The sequence below is a fragment of the Paenibacillus sp. A3 genome (genome assembly GCF_001399685.1).
Classification (GTDB): Bacteria; Bacillota; Bacilli; order Paenibacillales; family NBRC-103111; genus Paenibacillus_G.
On record NZ_JTHN01000439.1, the window covers coordinates 1 to 732 of the forward strand.

Annotated in this window: 1 pseudogene; it reads right to left on the reverse strand. The window is 58.3% G+C overall.

The features are described 5' to 3' along the window. Window positions 1-127 precede the first annotated feature (127 nt). Window positions 128-732, reverse strand: a pseudogene (locus QJ48_RS37925) (methyl-accepting chemotaxis protein); the annotation flags it as partial.

Here is a 732-nt window from a genome sequence, read left to right on the forward strand (position 1 = left end):
TTCTCGAAGCGATCTACGAGTCTTCCCGCACCGGCAAAGCCGTCTATTTCGAATAAACGTAAGGAGCCCCGGCTTCGCATTGGATGCGAAACCGGGGCTTTTCGTATGTCTGCCGAATTTCTTGGCATCAAACCGGCTGCAGCTTTTTCTCCTCTTCTGCACGGCGGGCGGCTTCGTCATCCTTGAGATCTGCCTGCTCCCGGGGCGCTGCTTGCGTCCCGGCATCAGCCGATGCCACGGGTACTGCCACGACCTCGGCCGCTTGAGCCGTCCCTTTGGCCTCGGGGCTCACCTCACGATCCTCTTCCTTCTGCCCCCGGTTTTCATTAACCTCCGGCGACACGGTGATCTCCGCTTCCTCCGCCTCAATGTCATCCATCTTGAACTTGTCGATTTCCTCGAACAACCGCTGGGATAGCGAAAGCATGTCGTCCGCCTGCGAAGCAATGTGCCGAATGGCCGTATCCTGCTGGTGCGACGAAGAATTGACCTCTTCCACACCCGCCGCGGATTCCTCGGCAATGGCGGCAACATGCTGCACGGCTTCGACGAGCTGGCCGTTCTTCTCCTGCGCATCGGTGATCAGCTCGTGAATTTGGCCGATGTGGCCGGAAAGCTCGTCCATTGAGGAACGAATCGAGCTGAACGCATCCATGCTCTCGTCCATCTTTCCGTTCTGCTCGTCAAACGAGCGGCGGGCTTCCTCGAACGAGGCTTCCATCTCGCTCATTT